Raw genomic sequence first — 18,191 nt, forward strand, 5'->3', positions numbered from 1 at the left:
TTTCAAACTAAACAGATACGACTTATGAAAGCAAGAAACTGTATGGCGCTGTTTTTAAGCGCAAGTTTAATATTAAGCGGATGTGCTTCCTTGAACAAGACAGCCAAAGGAAGTATGATTGGTGGAGGTAGCGGAGCTGCCATGGGAGCCATTCTCGGAGGTGTAATCGGACACGGAAAAGGAGCAGCCATTGGAGCAGCAGTAGGTGCTGCAGTAGGTGCAGGCGCAGGAGCCTTGATCGGAAAGAAAATGGATAAGGCAGCCCAGCAGGCCGCAGAAATTCAAGGCGCAGAAGTAGAACAGGTAACCGACAACAACGGCTTACAGGCAGTAAAAGTTACATTCGACTCCGGTATTCTATTCAATACAAGCAGTGCCGATCTCAGTACCTCAGCCAAATCGGCATTAAGCAAGTTTGCCAACAATGTTCTGAACCAGAACCCTGACATGGATGTCGCAATCTACGGATATACCGACAATACCGGATGGAAGAACTGTACAGCAGCCCAAAGTGCACAGAAGAACATGGAACTCTCCCAGACACGTGCCCAGAGCGTATCCAGCTATCTTTTAGGATGCGGTGCTTCTGCTTCACAGATTAAGAAAGTAGAAGGAATGGGCGAGAGCAATCCTGTAGGCGACAACAGTACCGAAGCCGGACGCCGTCAAAACCGCCGTGTAGAAGTATACATGTATGCCAGCCAGCAGATGATTCAGCAGGCAGAAGCCGGCACATTAAAATAAAAAAGAAATAGCAGCGGGAGTTCCCGCTGCTATTTCTTTTTATACCGATAATTCCAGTTTACCCCGTATCTTTATTTACTGTAAAACTTATTCATCGGATATATTCCTATCGGATAACTTGTCTTATTCATAATCTTATTCACCAATACCGGTTTTGCTCCACTGCAATCATAAATCAGCAAATAATTACAAGTAGGAATTTCCGATTCACTGTATTTATCCGATACAGCCACATACAAATACTGATTAGAAGGATCTGCAGTCACATTACAGTTCAGATGAATCCCTTCGGGCGCATCTTTCAGCACATCGATACAATCCTCCGCTTTCCAGGTTTCGAGCGACAAACGACGGATAGTCGTTCCCCCGGCTGCATAATAAATATAATTTCCAGCCTTTGTAATTCCCGAATCATTAAAGAATTCAGCAGAAATATCCTCCGCAATCTTCACCTCTTTCACTACCTTCCAGCTGTCGAGGTCGACAAAAATAAGGTAAGACTTCTTTTCTCCCCCTCTTCCACAAGTAGCAAGCATCACCTCACGTTCGCCCGTCTGGCAGATTCCACTAATAAAATCACCATTCAAATCAGGCAAAACCCTATTCACCTCATTCTTATCTTTAGCAAACTCAAACAATCTTGTAGTTTGCCAGAAACCTCCACCCCCACAATACAGGCAGTCTCCCACTCTCAAGATACCTCTTGTTGAAGCCACTTCTTCAATAGTTCCTCCCTGGTTACCAAAATTATAAGCCCCTTCAATAAGATTCAGCTCTCCCGTAGTAGTATCAAAGCGGAACATTCCCTGTCCTTCGGCAAAAAATACATTCTTCTCATCCAATACAGCAATATTGGAAAAAGGAGTACTTAGCGAAAGCATTTCATCTTCCTCCAGACTTCCTTCCGGCCGAGGAAACTTCAAATCTTCTATCTGATAAGCCTTTTCAAGTTTCAATGTTACAGCATCCACAATCACCAGTTCACCATCGGTTTTCTCCCCATTAGGTTCAAAAAGCCCGTCGCTTACGATATAGAACTTACCGTTATACATCCATAAATCCTCCGCATAATTTCCAAAAGCCGAGCCATTTACCTTACGGTACACGTTATCCTCCACTTCACCTTCCGGAGTAATGAAAGTCAGAGAACTATTTTGCGAAGAGGGAGCTCCCTGGTTCAATATCATCACCCCTTTCGGGTCGGCATAACCGCCCAAGATTTCCTCTTTCCCAACTCCGCCGGAATTACCCTCCGACAAATCATCAGAACATCCCGATACTGCTACAGCCAGCATGCATACAGCCCAAGCACGATAAAATAACTTCTTCATAACCAATACAATAAATTAATTTTCAGAATAAAAAAAGACTCCTGCCGGGAAATGTGTATAATTCTCATATTTGGCAAACGGAGAGTCTACGCTGGTCTCAAAATCGAATACCCAGATCTGATTTGTAGTAAACAAGGGGAACGATTTGATAGAGTTTGCATATACATGTCCCGTCACCGGATGAACAGCCAGTCCGTTATACAACAGTCCTGCATTACTATCAAGCAGATTAAGATCGCAAAGCATTTCCTCTTCACCCGGTTCCTCTCCGGCAGCCTCATCAAACTTCATACGATACAGTGTAGTGCCATTGGCATAATAAATCATATTATCTTTTACACAGAAAGACACCCCTGCACTTCCCACATTCGGCTCCGAACCAATTTCCCGAGAGTCCAGCTCTTTAGTAGCCAGATTAAACTTAGCCACATAATATTTACCAAATCCAGTCGCAGTAAGCCATACATCCCCCTCACCGGCTTTCTCAATACTATACAAACTCTTATAAGGAGCCGAATAAGGCAAACTTATCTTAGAAACACTATCCGATTCCGGTGAGATTTCAAGGATATTGCACATATAGTTTTTATTCTGGAATGTATACACCTTACCTCCCATTACCACAAAACGCGACTTAGGAGCTCCGTCGGAACCTTCTACAAAAGAAATTCTTCCCGTTCCCATATCCAGACGATACACCCCTTTATTATCCCGAATATATATATGGTTCTCATCAAGAACAGCGATATGTGTAGGCCAGTCCAGTCCTTCCAACTGATTTCTAGAAAAAGTCACTTCTTTTTTCAACGTTTTCGCATCCATTACCACAAGCGTGCCATCATTCTCGAATAACTCTCCCACCGCATTTTTGTTTCCATTCTGCGATATGACATAAATCTTCCCGTTGTAGAACGCCATATCCTGCGCTACATTTCCCAGTTCGGTACCATTCACCAGTTTATATGCATCACCAATCACATAACCTTCCGGAGTAATATATCCCAACGAACCATTCTCTGTAGTCATATTTCCCTCATTCAGCACAAAAGCCCCGTTCGGATCATTAAACGAATTCAGGTTATAAAAGCTCAACTCTTTTACCTGCTCTGTACCATCTCCACCTTTCGCCTTAAATTCAATTTTCGCTTCTTTCTCAGCCTCAGCAGTAGCATTCAGTACAATTTTAGATGCTTCATAATCCACTTCTGCAGTCCATCCGGCCGACAGCTTTCCCACTTCTATCGTCTGTATATTTTCTCCCGAATATTCCAGCACCATATCCTGTCCCGGCACCACAAACAAAGGATCAGTACCCTCCTGCACAATGTTTAAATCAAACTTCAAGGTTCCTGCTCCTGCAGTACCATTTTCCGACGAACAAGCCCCCATACACAGGGCAATGCATACCATAAGCCCCATAAGGACGGCTTTTCTTGCAAATCCAATAAAATTCATAATACTATTATTTATAAAAATCTGTTTTTATAAAAAATGACATTACACAATCAATCCTCCAAAATCGCCGGCAATAATCAGCACAAGCCATCCCGCCTGTTTTGTACACACAGGCATACAGTATTCCCTGTCAGAAATACACACAGCAGCACGAAGACCAGAAATTTCCGGTCACACCTACTTGATAAAATTAATTGTATAAATTCAGTCTTAACTGCCTATCCCACGAGTGCAGTTAAATTTGTATGATGGCAGGTCTTCTGACTTACCCCCTCTCCGGAGCCTTCCCGATATTGTTCAGTTATCAGTGGCATAAGCTATTTCCGAAGAGTTGAAGGAGCTTACAGCAGCGGGACTGTTCAGGAATTCCACCTGATTCCCTTTTAATCCGCTTGTCCGAACAGACACACGGAACCATTTCCGGCAACAAAGATATAATATTTTGGATATACACAAAAGCTTAATCGGACAAATAAAGCCCCATTGGCATTTTTCTTTTTCCAATTTTTCCGTAAAATGACAAAATGAAAGTGTCTCACTTCAGTGGAATATACATTTATCAAAATGTCAATTCAAGTCCCCTAAAACAGGCCTTTTTAGACTCAAAGGCAAGTCCGGTTGCAAATTTCCACTTTTTTGGGGGTATACCCAAATACAAAAAGACAGAAAATTCACTACCTATCCGTACAGGTTACACAATACACATGCATTACACAACAAATATCTTCTCACACAACAAGAATCACATCTTTTTATCACCCGGATATACATCTTTTAAAAGAGAAGAAAAAACACTCCACTCTGCTAAAAAACAGGAATAAAAACCTCTTTTAATCCCCTTTTTTTACACTATTAATACCGTTGGCATGTGTTACTAATAGCGTAAGCTCACGATACAAGTATCGTCACCCACCGATACAAGTATCAAAACCCTCTTTTACGAGTCCTTTTTTCCTTTGTTTCATCCCCTAAATACATATTATAAAGCATGTATACAGTCCTTTTTTTGATTTATTTCCTCTTTTTTGCCTGTTAAAATTCATTAAATTACAAAAGTATCAGTTAGCGAAAAACTGAAAAATCAGACTTTATGAAAGAGAAAACCGGATTTTCAAAACATTTTATTTTTCAAGAAAAAGCAGATACGTAATCGAAAAACGATCAATCGACTGATGGATGGATAAATCCGTAATCGCATACAAAGACAAACTGGTTGTTTTTATAGTTAAAATTGAAAAAACTCTCGCGTTAAACCAAGCATCCGATTTTTCTATCTCAAAACCTTTATCTACCTTGCAATTAGATTAAAAACCACAAATCTATGAAACTGAAAGCACTTATATTATTATTCGTACCTTTCATGCTATGGGCATGTAAAGACGATGACAACCCGTGTAATGAGCCAAACTATATGGAAACTTCTCTCACCCAAATTCAAGGAGAGCTTACTATTGATTATGGTGAAAACATCCTGCAAGATGAAAATACACTATACGGAATTACTGTACGATTGGAGAACAGGAAAACCTATGCCTATGGACTATTCGATGACCTAAGTAAAGCAATTGTACGACGCGATGCCAACCGACAGTACTGGGCAAATACAACCGTTGTACCCTATGGTAAACAACGATGCTCACACGATGAAAATGGGAATTATGGAGACTTATTTGCTATACACGGTAACGGGAAAATAGAAAACTGCCCCGTTACCAATGAATTTATCTATTGTGATACTACAATGGAAGTAAATGGATTTCGGGAAAGCCTATTACCTATATCAAGCTATCCCTACGATATTTATGTAAGTCATGATGCACTTGCATACAAAGAGAAGGAGCATACTTTTACCACATTTAAATACAATGGATACATCCGCTTCTTTGCCTATAACCTTTCACGAGGTAGGTTTGAAATACAAATGTACGAGATGGACAAACAGTTCTCCCTTACCCCGGAGGAACAAGAATCTATTCTTCCTTTTACCATAATATTAAAAGTGATTCCATATCCTACATGGATGTGTGATAGTTACTCCAGTGAAGCCACATTCCAAGTGAGGTACATAGATGAAGAACGACAAATCGACCGATGGATGGATAAATCCGTAATTGTACACAGAGACGAACTAAACATCTGTCTGCTGGATGTGAATGAGTTTACAAACTAAGCTAAAACCGGATAAATATCGGTTAAATATACCGTTAAAGAGAGATGAAGAAAACTGATTATCAATTCTTTTTCCTATCTTTTAAATCAATTCCAAATCATCAGACTTATGAAGCAAACATTATTCTTTTTACTGCTTTCCCCTTTGCTGCTATGGGCATGCAAAGACGATGAACAATGCCCAGCCAATGACTATGTAGAAGCAACCTTTCAACTGACCGGAGAATGGACAAAGGATTATCCTTCTTCCATACCCGACAATAAAAACAATCTATATGGTATCGAGATATTATATCCCGATAAAGACAGTTGGGGCATTCCCTATGCCTATGGATTGTTCGACGACATCGGTTTAGCCAAAGTCAAGCTACAAAAAGGAGTAAAATACAAAATAAGAGTCATTATCGCTCCAAACGGAAAGCAAACCTGTACCTATTCCCCCGAAGAGAATGCTTACGGAGATGTCTTTATCAAAGGAGAAGACTTGGCTATCAGCAGTGAATATACCAATTGCCCGTTGAGCAATTCATTCATCTATGATTCGCGGTATCATTTCTGTCAATTCAGTTGTCTTGTATTTCCATTTTATAATAAAATATATAAAGCAGGAATCTCTGACTATCTGGCAGAAACAGATTCGGTTATCCCACTGAATGCAAAACGTGGATTTATTATAATGAATGTGAAAGCAGTTCAATTCACCTCTCCTTCCGGGGAGCTTACCATCGACATCCGAAGGCATCCGGCCAGACAGTTTACTTTCACTCCCGAACATCCGGAGCAAACCATTGAATGGGCTTGTACTACATGGACAACAGATCATGGACTTCCCGATAATCACGAAGAAACAATCGGAGCTGAAATCTATTACCAGGACAACTCCCCTCACGCAGGATGGCATGAACTTTATGTTGAAAGAAACTTCAGCAGAGGACAGGAATATGATATTACAATCGACTGTTCAGCAAAAAATCAAATATAACCTTTATAATGAAGATTGAAAAAACTTTCGCGTTAAACTAAGCATCCGATTTTTCTAACTCAAAACCTTTATCTACCTTGCAATCAAATTAAAAAATACAAAACCATGAAACAGAAAACACTTATTTTACTATTTTCTCCTTTGCTGCTATGGGCGTGCAAAGACGATGACAACCCGTGTAATGAGCCAAACCTCGTAGAAACCTCATTTACCGATATCAGCGGAGAGTTGATAAATGATTATGGAGAAGAAGTACTGACAGACAGAAACACACTCTACGGGATATCTGTAAGGCTGGGCAGTCTTCATACATACGCCTATGGATTATTTGACGACTTGAGTAAGGCGGTGGTACAGCGGGATGCAAATCAGCAATATTGGTTTAGGCTAACAGTGGTACCTAATGGGAAAACACTATGTACACAAGATGAACAAGGAAACTATGGAGACTTGTTTACAATATATGATGACGGTAAACTACAAAACTGCCCACTCAGTAACACCTTTATCTACTGTGATACCACCATTGCGCGTAACGGATTCCAGGAAGATATTCAACCACAAAAAAGTTATCCATACGACATTTATGTAGACATGGATAGAGCTTTCAATACTGCCACAGAACATACATTTGTCTGCTACAAATACAATGGCCACATCCGCTTCTTTGCCTATAACCTTTCACGAGGCAGATTTGAAATACACATGAACGAGATGGACAAACAGTTCTTCCTTACCCCAGAGGAACAAGAGTGCATCCTTCCTTTTACCCTACTAAACAGAATTCCATATCCTACAGCGATGTGCATAGATTATGCCAATGAAGCCACATTCAAAGTGAGATACATAGACGAAGAGCAACAAATCGACCGATGGATGAATAAATCCGTAATCGTACACAGGGACGAACTGAACATCTGCCTACTGGACGTGAATGAGTTTACAAACTAATAATTGTATTTATAAAGCCACACAAAGCTATAAATCGTTGTTGTATTTTCCTCCATCCGTTAAAAAAACGTATCACCGCTGATTCAGAAAACAAAATAAATGCTGTATGACAACTATTTCGTATCTTTGCGACTATTGAATACAAACAAGCATACAAAATAGTTTACATGAAACAGCAGTACAACAAAATCAACAATCTGGTGGGATGGCTTGCCTTTGCCATTGCAGCGTTTACCTACTGCATGACCATTGAGCCGACTGCCAGCTTTTGGGACTGTCCCGAATTTATCACAAGTGGATATAAACTGGAAGTAGGACACCCGCCTGGTGCTCCTTTCTTTATGCTGACAGCCAACCTGTTCAGCCAGTTTGCAAGCGACCCGTCGCAAGTGGCTATGATGGTGAACATCATGAGTGCACTGATGAGTGCCGCCTGTATTCTTTTCCTCTTCTGGAGCATCACGCATCTGGCCAAGAAACTGATTTGCCCCAAAGACGAGGAAATGACAACCGGAAAGATGATTACCATCATGGGTTCCGGTCTGGTAGGTGCACTGGCTTACACATGGAGCGATACGTTCTGGTTCAGTGCTGTAGAAGGAGAAGTGTATGCATACTCCAGCCTGTTTACCGCACTGGTATTCTGGCTGATACTGAAATGGGAAAACCGGGCACACGAGGCACACAGCGACCGCTGGCTGGTGCTGATTGCCTATCTGACAGGTCTTTCCATCGGTGTGCATCTGCTCAACCTGCTTTGTATCCCTGCCATCGTACTGGTATATTACTATAAAAAGAATCCTAATGCCAATCTGAAAGGAAGCCTCCTGGCTCTCTTCGGCTCTATGATACTGATTGTAGCAGTGCTGTACGGTATCGTACCGGGTATCGTGAAGGTAGGAGGATGGTTCGAACTGTTCTTTGTCAACAGCCTGGGATTCTCGTTTAATACCGGACTGATTGTCTACATTATTATTCTTGCAGCCAGCATTATCTGGGGTGTATACGAAAGCTATGTGGCAGTAAGCCGCAAGCGGATGAACATCTCTTTCCTGACTACCATCGCCTTGCTGGGTATTCCGTTCTACGGACATGGATGGAGCAGCATACTGATTGGTGTGGTTGCATTAGTTCTTATCGGACTGTATCTTTTTGCCGATTTGAGCGAGAAGTTCCGTGTCAGCGCCCGCACGCTGAATACTGCACTCTTGTGTATGATGATGATGGTTGTAGGTTATTCTTCGTATGCACTGATTGTCATCCGTTCTACTGCCAATACACCGATGGACCAGAACTCACCGGAGGATATCTTTACACTGGGTGAATACTTGGGCCGCGAGCAGTATGGTACACGTCCGTTGTTCTACGGTCAGACTTATGCTTCGAAACCGGCCATCAAGGAAGAAAACGGCAGTTATATGTACGATGTGGTAGAAGGAGCTCCGGTTTATCAGCGTAAAGAGAAAGAGCGTCCCGACGAAAAAGACAGCTACGAAATAGTCCGCCACAAAACAGAATATAAGTATGCACAGAATATGCTGTTCCCACGTATGTGGAGTTCGGATCATGCAGCGGCCTACGAAAGCTGGCTGGGCGGTGTAGAAGGCCGTCAGGTGCCTTACGACCAGGCAGGAGAAGTGGTGATGCTGAAGATTCCTACCCAGTGGGAGAATATCAAGTTCTTCTTTGTTTATCAGCTGAACTTTATGTACTGGCGCTACTTTATGTGGAACTTTGCCGGACGACAGAATGATATACAGGGACAGGGCGAGATAGAACATGGCAACTGGATTACCGGTATTCCGTTTATTGATAATTATTTGGTAGGCGACCAAAGTCTGCTGCCCGGTGAATTGAAAAACAACAAGGGGCACAATGTGTTCTACTGTCTGCCGCTTATTCTGGGACTGATTGGTCTGTTCTGGCAGGCGTATAAGGGAGAAAGAGGTATCCAGCAGTTCTGGATTGTATTCTTCCTGTTCTTCATGACCGGACTGGCTATCGTTCTTTATCTGAACCAGTCGCCGCAACAGGTGCGCGAACGCGACTATGCTTATGCGGGTTCGTTCTATGCCTTTGCCATCTGGATTGGTCTGGGTGTGGCAGCCATCTCCGAATATCTGTGGAAGAAGATGAAAGAGACACCGGCATCGGTATTGGCAAGTGTAGTCTGTCTGCTGGTTCCGGTACAGATGGTGAGCCAGACATGGGACGACCACGACAGAAGCGGACGATATACTTGCCGCGACTTCGGACAGAATTATCTGAACTCTGTGCAGGCAGAAGGTAACCCGATTCTCTTCACCAACGGAGATAATGATACATTCCCGCTCTGGTACAACCAGGAAACAGAAGGTTTCCGTACCGATGTGCGTGTCTGCAACCTGAGTTACCTGCAGACTGACTGGTACATCGACCAGATGCGCCGTCCGGCTTACGATTCTCCGTCTGTACCTATCAACTGGGATCGTATCGACTATGTATCGGGACATAATGAAATAGTATATGTACGTCCGGAAGCCATGAAGGCTATCGAAGGATTCTACAAGCAGAATCCTGAAGAAGCAAAGAAAGAATTCGGTGAAAATCCGTACGAACTGAAGAATATCATGAAGTACTGGGTACGTGCTCCGAAAGACGGTTTGCAGATGATTCCTACAGACAGTATCGTGATGACACTGGACAAAGAGGCTATCAAACGCTCGAATATGCTGATTCCGGATTCTATTCCAGACTATATGACTATCTCACTGAAGGGTAAACGCATGCTGACAAAAACAGAGCTGATGATGCTGGAAATGCTTGCCAATACCAACTGGGAACGCCCGATGTATATGGCAATTACGGTGGGTTCGGACAATCATCTGAATCTGACCAACAACTTCCTGCAGGAAGGCTTGGCTTACCGCATCACTCCGTTCAACAATGCCAAACTGGGTAGACACATTGATACTGAAAAGATGTACGACAACCTGATGCATAAGTTTAAGTTTGGAGGTATCGATGCTCCGGGTATCTATCTGGACGAAACGGTATTGCGCATGTGTGATACACATCGCCGCCTGTTTGTGACATTGGCTTCGCAGCTGATAAAAGAAGGCAAGAACGACAAGGCGCTTGAGGTGCTGGATTACTGCGAGAAGATGATACCAAGCAGCAACGTACGCCACGACTATCTGTACAGCAGTTCGAAGGAAATGGCTGACTGCTATGCCAAACTGGGACATCCGGAAAAGGCTGAAGCGATTTATGATGAACTGGCTAACAACGCGACTGAATATGCCATGTGGTACCTGAGTCTTGACGACGACCGCTTTGCTTCGTCGAGCGAAAACTGCATGCGTAATTTCTATATATTGGATGATGTGTGCAAAAGTCTTTCTGAGCTGAAAACCAAAGACGGTAAAGAAGTGAAATCGGCTTTGCACTATGCACAGAAGTTTGAACAGCTGTACTCTGTACTGGAAAAACGAATAGGAAATAACACACCAGCCCAATAAGCGTATGTTTATAGAACAACCTCCTGAACTGATACGTCTCCTTTATCCACGCGCCTTATGGCGTATGGATAAAAAGGAGAAAGCAGTGTATCTGACTTTCGATGACGGACCGATTCCGGAAATAACCGAATGGGTGCTCGACTTGCTGGATAAGTATCACATCAAGGCTACCTTTTTCATGGTGGGCGACAATGTGCGCAAACATCCTGCTGAATATCGGAAAGTGGTAGAACGCGGACATCGGATAGGAAATCATACGTTCAACCATATCCGCGGATTTGAGTATAAGAGCCAAAGTTATCTGGCAAATACCGATAAGGCCGACGAGTATCTGCATACGGATCTGTTCCGACCGCCACACGGACACATGGGATGGGGACAGTATCGGACACTCAGAAGCAAATACCGGATTGTGATGTGGGATTTGGTTACCCGCGACTACAGCAAAAGACTGAACGGACCGCAGGTGTTCGAAAAGGTCAAGAAATATGCAAGGAACGGTTCTATCATTACCTTCCACGATTCATTGAAGTCGGAACAGAACCTGAAGTACGCATTGCCTCGCTCCATCGAGTGGTTGCTGGAACAGGGATATCAGTTTAAAGTATTCGACTGAAAAAATAGTTTATAAAGGAATATGCGGAATCTTAGCGAGACTCAACGGGCTAAGATTTCGCATATTTTGTCTTGAAACGAACGGGCTTCACGGGGTTTCAACACATTCTGGTTGATAATGACGAAGGCCAGCATGTGACCGTTGGAAGCATGTACATAGCCTGCCAGCGAACTTACTCCGGTCACAGAGCCTGTCTTGGCACGTACATTGCGAAAGGCTTTTCCTTTTTTCATACGCCCCTGAAGGGTTCCGTCGATTCCGGCTATCGGCAGAGCTTCGTAAAAAGGCTGGAATACCGGTGCATGGTAATAGGCGTATTTCAGATAAGCGAGCAGCAAAGCCGGCGAAACATAATTGTACAGGGAAACTCCGCTTCCGTCTACAATCCGGTAGCGCTCCGGTAAATGGCCGATTTCTTCTTTCATAAACCGGCAGATGGCTTCCTGACTTTCCTTGAACCCTACATAGAGTGTATCGGCTTCCTGAATTCCGACATGATGAAACAGGGCTTCTGCCGACAAGTTATCGCTCTTTTTCAATGCGCGCTTCAGCACTTCGTCTATCGGACGACTGCATACCGCAAGGGAAATGGTGTCTGAAGGACAAAGGCCTTTTGATACTGCACGCAAGGTAATTCCTTTTTCACGCAGACGGCAACAGAAAGTTTGCAGAAAGAAATTCTCGGAAGAGTACAGATTCAGTACACGGGTGATTTGTCTGGTGACATTGCCCGAAATACGGATGGTGTTCCCGTTACGAAGCCAGTCGCGGGTAATACGCAGTTTTCCACTGGTTGCATCGTAACTTCTTGCCTGATTGTCTACTGTATAATAATCGGATACAGGACTAACCTCTACTTGGGGAGACTCTCCTTTCGACTGAGGGGTAACGGTTATTTTTACACATCCCCGGTTGAGCATCAAAGCGGAAAGATAAGGTTGGAAAGACTCCGGAGTATCGTCCCACGACCATCCCGGTCCCCAGTATACGGAATCGGTCAGTGATACATCGCCTATCAGGTCTCCTTCTATCGTACGAATACCGGCATCGTATACGGCTTGTGCAAAACGGTCCAGGTCTTCTTCCGTAAATTCCGGATCGAAACCTCCTGCCACGTAAAGATTGCCTTTCAATGTGTCTTGACAAAGGGTTCCGATATAGGACAAGTGGGTACGAAAACAATGATTTTCTCCTAAGCGGGCCAGAGCAGTAACGGCTGTAATGACTTTCTCTGTAGAAGCCGGACGGTATAGTTTGTCGGCCTGATACTGATAAAGGGAGGTTCCTTCAGTCAGGTCGAACACAGTAATACCGACTTCCGACCTTTGCAGCACAGGATCAGACTGTACCAATGCGTCCAAACGTTCGCGAAGAGTCTGTGCGCTTAACACACACAGACTACACAACCAGATGAATATTGTCCACTGTACCCGTTTCATATTGCTATTATACAATTAGTCTATTTCTCTGAATATTTCTCCTACTGTTGGATGAGGGAACACGTACTTTTTCCAGTCGGAATACCGTCTTCTGTCTTCTATCATCATACCGGCCAGCACAATCAGTTCCGACGAAGGATTTCCCAGAAGATGTACACCTAAAAGCACATCGTTCTCGTCGACCAATACTTTACAGAAGCCGTTCATGCCTTCATTTTCGGCTACAAAACGACCGGAATAGGTCATCGGGAGCCGAATGACACGATAGGTGGTGCCAGATGTCTGAAGAGCTTCTTCAGTTGCTCCTACAGAAGCTATTTCGGGATTGGTGTATACAACTCCCGGAATGGCACGATAGCTCATCGGGTCTTGTTTTCCTAAAATATGGTGTATGGCGACTTCTGCCTCGCGTACGGCTGTATGAGCCAGAAGGGAAGTACCGTTCAAGTCGCCACACACATAAACTCCCGGTACGGAAGTCTGCATGTATTCGTCTACACGGATGTTTCCTCGTTCGGTGGTAGCAAGTTGCAGGTTCTCCAGCCCGAATCCTTGCGTAACCGGACGGCGTCCTACACTCATCAGGACTTTCTCGGTGGTTACATCACCTGTACCTTCTGCATTTTCGTAGGATACGATGGTACCGGTTTCGTCTTTTCTGAATGCGGTGACTTTCGTATTCAACAGGAATTTTACACCGCGTTTGGTGTATTCGGTGCGTAACAAGGCAGCGAGTTCACGGTCTATTCCGCCCAGAATTTCTTCCATCATCTCAATAACGGTAACCTGTACACCCAAACTGTTGAAGAAAGAAGCAAACTCCATACCGATGACTCCTCCTCCCACAATGACAAGCGAATGGATGGGTTCTTTATTGTCAAGGGCATCACGATGTGTCCAGTATCCGGTTTCTTCCAGACCGGCAATAGGAGGTATGAATGTTTGGCTACCGGTACAAAGAAGCAGGTGTTCGCATTCGTATTCGGCTTCACCACAACGTACTGTGTGGGAATTGACAACCTGCGCTTCTCCGGTTACCAATGTCACATTGCAGGCAGCAAGCCGGGCTTTGATTCCTAATACCAGTTTGCGTACCACTTTCGACTTGCGGGAAATAATCTTTGCCAGGTCGTATGAAGCCTCCGGTACTTGCACAGCGTATTTGGAAGCGTGACGGGCATAATCGAATACCTTAGCAGAATAAAGCAAGGTTTTAGTGGGGATACATCCTTCGTTCAGACAAACTCCACCTACATTGTTTTTCTCGAATAAAACTACACTGAGACCAGCCTTTCCGGCTGCTTCGGCTGCTGTATAGCCTGCAGGCCCTCCACCGATAATCGCTACTTGGTATTTCATCTTAGTTTATTTTAAGGTTAATCTATTTTTCAATGTATTCCATCATCGGATTGACTTTTTGCATGTATGCAATGAAAGCTTTCCGGTCCATTGGATCAACAGTACAGTATCCTTTTGTGTGATGCAGCAGGATTTGCTGGCTCTTCCATTTTTTCGAATCGTATTTCAACTGTAGAATGCCGTGCAGTTTTGTGGTTCCGGTAAATCCGCGACGAATCCATACGTCTCCGTTTTCGTATACCTCAATCCGTGTCAGAAAATGGTCTGTCCATAAGATTACGGGAGTCAATAGTGCCAAACAGCTCCAGTTGTGTGCAGCATCCAGCAATAGAACAAGTATACACACTACAACCACCAGCACAAAGACTGTTATCTGAAATGCAGTTGTACGACTTTTAAATACTTGTACCATTGTAAACCTCCTTTCTTATTGTTCTGTTTTTTTCTGTATCCAGCGGATAAATTCACTGCTGTTTTTAGGAGAAATCTGTACCGTATGATTCTTTTCACCCAGACGGTATACAATCTCGACACGGGATGCAGACAAGGCTGGGGCTACAGAATATCCTTTTGTTTCGTGTATGGCCACGATGGAATTCAGTTCGATGGTGGAATTCGGAATAAAACGTCCGGTTTCAATCTTCAACTTACCGTCTCCCGTTACGATATAGCAGGTATGAATCAGCATCTCTATTTCAAAAATCATGACTACCGACAATAGAAGGGTAAGAAGCGTATAATGAAACCAAAAGAAATCAAATAATAGAAAGGCGGTCACAATTATCAGCAACCAGTACCACCAATCGACTTTAGAATGAAATGTTCTGTTCATTGTTTCTACATTGAGATTTATTGGGTGAAGATAACAAATTATCATCGAAAACTATACAATTCGGAATACTTTTAGAAAAAACAAAGGAAGCACATACAGCAGTATCAGTTTTTTTGTAGTTTTGCAACAATATATATACATAATGCTATGGTAAGAAAATTCGATTTTCTCGTTATCGGTTCAGGAATTGCCGGAATGAGCTTTGCGCTGAAAGTAGCGCACAAAGGCTCGGTTGCACTGATCTGCAAAGCCGGGCTCGAAGAAGCCAATACCTACTACGCACAAGGAGGAATTGCCTCGGTTACCAATCTTAAGGTAGATAATTTCGAAAAACACATTCATGACACAATGGTAGCCGGCGACTGGATCAGTGATCCGGCAGCGGTAGAGAAGGTAGTCCGAAATGCACCTGCTCAAATAGATGAACTTATCAAATGGGGAGTAAATTTCGATAAAAAACCAGATGGGGAGTTTGACTTGCATAAAGAAGGGGGACATTCTGAGTTCCGCATTTTACATCATAAAGACAATACGGGAGCTGAAATACAAACCAGCTTGATTGAAGCGGTAAAACAACATCCCAATATTACTGTATTCAGCAATTTCTATGCGGTAGAAATCATCACACAGCATCACTTGGGTATTATTGTAACTCGTCATACACCGGGAATCAAATGTTTTGGTGCCTATGTACTGAACGAAAAAACGGGTGAGGTAGATACTTTCCTGTCGCGCGTGACAGTCATGGCTACAGGGGGGTGTGAAGCAGTGTATACTCATACTACCAATCCGCTGGTTGCTACCGGAGATGGTATCGCAATGGTATACCGTGCCAAAGGAGTTGTCAAGGATATGGAGTTTATCCAGTTCCATCCTACTGCCTTGTATCATCCGGGAGATCGCCCCAGCTTCTTGATTACTGAAGCGATGAGAGGATATGGAGCTGTCCTGAAGAATCTGGCAGGAGAAGAGTTCATGCAGAAATACGATCCTCGTCTTTCATTGGCTCCGCGAGACATTGTTGCGCGTGCCATCGACAGCGAAATGAAACAGCGAGGAGATGATCATGTCTATCTGGATGTGACACACAAAGATCCGGAAGAGACCAAAAAGCATTTCCCCAATATATACAAGAAGTGTCTCAGCCTGGGAATCGATATTACAAAAGATTATATACCGGTAGCTCCGGCTGCTCATTATTTGTGTGGAGGTATTAAGGTGGATTTGGATGGACAGTCCAGCATCAAACGCTTGTATGCATTGGGAGAATGTTCTTGTACCGGACTGCATGGAGGAAACCGACTGGCTTCTAATTCACTGATTGAAGCAATTGTGTATGCAGAAGCTGCTGCTCAGCATGCATTGAGTGTGTTCGACCGCTATGATTTCAATACCGATATTCCGGAGTGGAATGATGAGGGTACAATCAGTACGGAAGAACGAATCCTGATTACCCAAAGTATGAAGGAGGTGAATCAGATTATGGAATCGTATGTGGGTATTGTACGAAGCAATCTTCGCCTGGTACGTGCATGGAACCGACTTGATATCTTGTACGAAGAAACAGAACGTCTGTTTAAGCGCGTAAAAGCTTCCAGAGAAATCTGCGAACTCCGTAATATGATTAATGTGGGTTATCTGATTACACGTCAGGCTATGGAGCGTAAAGAAAGCCGTGGACTACATTATACCATCGATTATCCACACAAGGAAAAGAAAGATTAATGTATCGGGCAGTTACTTGCTGATTATATAATAAAAATATCCTCTTGTTTGAAATACTCTATTGGGAAGTATATAAACAAGAGGATATTTTTATTATATAAACTCATAACCTATAATTCGATTAGCACTAGGGCTATTTTTACTCGATTATTTAAAGAAAAGACAAGAAAAAGCATAAGAAGTACTCTTGCAAAGAAAAAACTTACCAGAAGCCCTAATAAACACCTACAAAAGCATTTTTCAAAGAACATGTATATGGAATGAAGTAAATAGGCATTTTTATTTCTTCTACATTAATTTTCATAAATCATCATTTATGTCTTCCAATTATTAAAGAGGCAAAATACATATATGAAAGAATATATTGGTCATTTATAGAATACAAAAAGCTGTTTTCAGGATTTCTACTCACACAATTGACCATCAAAAAGAAACATTCCCTAAGTTTATGAAACAGCAGAAAAAGTCCTTAAAAGAGTTCATCTGCAGAATCTAAATATATGCAATCGGGTAAGTAACATCAAGAATATATAATAAGCAGTAGTAAAACAGAAATCTGTACTATTGCAAATTGAAATGATCATTTCCTATCACATGGAATCATTCTCTGTTATCAAGTCTTTTCTTCTATTGACAGAGCAATTCTCTTTATCAAACTTTCCTCCATTACCGCATAACGTTTACAAATAAGGGTACAGAAGCATCCATTCGATACAGGAATAAAAACAATACATCCACAATGCAACATATCCAAAAGATCAGGGACAGAAATAAAAGCTCCAAAAAAGAATCGTGTCAAGCAGGAAACAAGCCTTCAGAAGCAGAGGATGCATACACATATCTACCACGGCCGGACACGCCATGATTCTAACCCGATGAAGATTTCCGCAGCTCTTGCACAACGACGACAATACAGAGCCGCCAAGAACCACGCATCAGACGGGATTTAAGAATAAAACAGGACGTACTCAGGATTTCTTTCTTTACATAAAGGGGAAGATTATCCTTCAGCTGTCAGACACGACAAATGAGGAAGAAGAACGGGGAGTACCGGGCCGGAGAAAGGCCTGCTACGGAAGAACAGCGGA

The 18,191-nt window shown here is 43.0% G+C and carries 14 protein-coding genes and 1 riboswitch; of the genes, 8 read left to right on the plus strand and 6 right to left on the minus strand.

From position 1 onward, the window contains the following. The first annotated feature begins 24 nt into the window (after positions 1-24). Positions 25-744 (plus strand): OmpA family protein, encoded by a 720-nt coding sequence (locus tag O6P32_RS11840; RefSeq protein ID WP_178265417.1) that lies wholly within the window; start codon positions 25-27, stop codon positions 742-744. 71 nt (positions 745-815) lie between these two features. Here O6P32_RS11840 and O6P32_RS11845 read toward each other — a convergent pair whose 3' ends face one another. Together O6P32_RS11845 and O6P32_RS11850 are read right to left on the minus strand one after the other, a co-directional pair. After that, entirely contained in the window at positions 816-2,075 is a 1,260-nt protein-coding gene (locus tag O6P32_RS11845) for a DUF5074 domain-containing protein (protein ID WP_269878705.1), read from the minus strand. A gap of 15 nt (positions 2,076-2,090) precedes the next feature. After that, positions 2,091-3,530 carry a DUF5074 domain-containing protein gene (locus O6P32_RS11850; protein ID WP_269878706.1) on the minus strand — a complete coding sequence of 480 codons (1,440 nt, stop codon included), beginning with the start codon at positions 3,528-3,530 and terminating at the stop codon, positions 2,091-2,093. Between the two features lie 233 nt (positions 3,531-3,763). Next, positions 3,764-3,964, minus strand: a riboswitch (cobalamin riboswitch). A gap of 887 nt (positions 3,965-4,851) precedes the next feature. Between O6P32_RS11850 and O6P32_RS11855 the strand changes: the two genes are divergently transcribed. From O6P32_RS11855 to O6P32_RS11875, 5 genes are all read left to right on the plus strand, one after another. Next, the gene (locus O6P32_RS11855; RefSeq protein ID WP_269878708.1) at positions 4,852-5,700 is read left to right on the plus strand and encodes a hypothetical protein; all 849 of its coding nucleotides are present in this window, start codon (positions 4,852-4,854) and stop codon (positions 5,698-5,700) included. Between the two features lie 108 nt (positions 5,701-5,808). Continuing rightward, positions 5,809-6,681, plus strand: a complete 873-nt coding sequence (locus O6P32_RS11860; RefSeq protein ID WP_269878709.1) for a hypothetical protein — start codon at positions 5,809-5,811, stop codon at positions 6,679-6,681. A gap of 105 nt (positions 6,682-6,786) precedes the next feature. Then, positions 6,787-7,632: a hypothetical protein gene (locus O6P32_RS11865; RefSeq protein WP_269878711.1), complete on the plus strand. Its 846-nt coding sequence runs from the start codon at positions 6,787-6,789 to the stop codon at positions 7,630-7,632. A 167-nt stretch (positions 7,633-7,799) separates the two neighbouring features. Then, the gene (locus O6P32_RS11870) at positions 7,800-11,132 is read left to right on the plus strand and encodes a DUF2723 domain-containing protein (RefSeq protein WP_269878713.1); all 3,333 of its coding nucleotides are present in this window, start codon (positions 7,800-7,802) and stop codon (positions 11,130-11,132) included. Positions 11,133-11,136: 4 nt separating this feature from the next. Further along, the gene (locus O6P32_RS11875) at positions 11,137-11,748 is read left to right on the plus strand and encodes a polysaccharide deacetylase family protein (RefSeq protein WP_269878714.1); all 612 of its coding nucleotides are present in this window, start codon (positions 11,137-11,139) and stop codon (positions 11,746-11,748) included. Positions 11,749-11,789: 41 nt separating this feature from the next. Here the strand turns inward: O6P32_RS11875 and dacB are convergent, their stop codons facing one another. From dacB to O6P32_RS11895, 4 genes are read right to left on the minus strand one after another with little or no spacing between them, the layout of a single operon-like run. After that, positions 11,790-13,187 (minus strand): D-alanyl-D-alanine carboxypeptidase/D-alanyl-D-alanine endopeptidase, encoded by a 1,398-nt coding sequence (dacB, locus tag O6P32_RS11880; RefSeq protein ID WP_269878715.1) that lies wholly within the window; start codon positions 13,185-13,187, stop codon positions 11,790-11,792. Positions 13,188-13,202: 15 nt separating this feature from the next. Further along, positions 13,203-14,546, minus strand: coding sequence for a dihydrolipoyl dehydrogenase (lpdA, locus tag O6P32_RS11885; protein WP_269878717.1), 1,344 nt, complete (start codon positions 14,544-14,546; stop codon positions 13,203-13,205). A gap of 22 nt (positions 14,547-14,568) precedes the next feature. Next, positions 14,569-14,958 carry a hypothetical protein gene (locus O6P32_RS11890; RefSeq protein ID WP_269878720.1) on the minus strand — a complete coding sequence of 130 codons (390 nt, stop codon included), beginning with the start codon at positions 14,956-14,958 and terminating at the stop codon, positions 14,569-14,571. Between the two features lie 15 nt (positions 14,959-14,973). Then, positions 14,974-15,378, minus strand: a complete 405-nt coding sequence (locus O6P32_RS11895; protein ID WP_269878722.1) for a PH domain-containing protein — start codon at positions 15,376-15,378, stop codon at positions 14,974-14,976. A gap of 147 nt (positions 15,379-15,525) precedes the next feature. Between O6P32_RS11895 and nadB the strand changes: the two genes are divergently transcribed. Together nadB and O6P32_RS11905 are read left to right on the plus strand one after the other, a co-directional pair. Next, on the plus strand, positions 15,526-17,103 hold the full coding sequence (gene nadB / locus O6P32_RS11900; protein ID WP_269878723.1) for an L-aspartate oxidase: 1,578 nt from the start codon (positions 15,526-15,528) through the stop codon (positions 17,101-17,103). 894 nt (positions 17,104-17,997) lie between these two features. Further along, positions 17,998-18,191: hypothetical protein (locus O6P32_RS11905; RefSeq protein ID WP_269878724.1), on the plus strand; the 194-nt coding region annotated here is incomplete at its 3' end.

Source organism: Phocaeicola acetigenes, from assembly GCF_027529745.1.
GTDB lineage: Bacteria > Bacteroidota > Bacteroidia > Bacteroidales > Bacteroidaceae > Phocaeicola > Phocaeicola acetigenes.